Annotated in this window: 1 protein-coding gene; it reads left to right on the forward strand. The window is 67.1% G+C overall.

What is annotated here, in order from left to right; all coding sequences use genetic code 11:
• Positions 1 to 562: transposase (locus INT49_RS20905; protein ID WP_193119640.1), on the forward strand; the 562-nt coding region annotated here is incomplete at both ends.

Genomic DNA, 562 nt, shown 5'->3' on the forward strand with positions numbered 1-562 from the left:
CTGGACCCGTTCCAGGGATACAAGAACGCGATCGATGACCAGCTCGAGGACGCCATCTGTGTGCTGGACGCCTTCCACATCGTCAAGCTCGCCGGCGCTGTGGTCGATGACGTCCGCCGCCGAATTCAGCAGGAGACCCTCGGCCACCGCGGCCGCAAGGGCGAACCTCTTTTCGGGATCCGGCACGTCCTCCGCGCCGGGCGTGATCGTCTCACTACGCGCCAGCAGAACCGCCTGGCCCGGGCGTTCTCCGCTCACCCCGCTCACGTCGCGGTCGAGGTCGCCTACCAGTGCGCGCAGGACCTCCGAGACTCGTTCCACCAGCCCACACCCGCCCAGGGACGTCGGCTCGCCGAGCGACTCATCGACAGGCTGCCATCTTGCCCGATCCCCGAGATCGCGAGGCTGGGGAAGACGCTGCGCCGCTGGAAGAAGGCGATCCTGGCCTACTTCGATACCGACGGCGCGAGCAACGGCGGCACGGAGGCCATCAACGGGATCATCGAACTCGGCCGCCGTATTGCCCGTGGGTTCCGGAACTTCGAGCACTACCGCCTCCGAA

This window comes from Brachybacterium tyrofermentans, assembly GCF_014897585.1.
Lineage (GTDB): Bacteria > Actinomycetota > Actinomycetes > Actinomycetales > Dermabacteraceae > Brachybacterium > Brachybacterium tyrofermentans.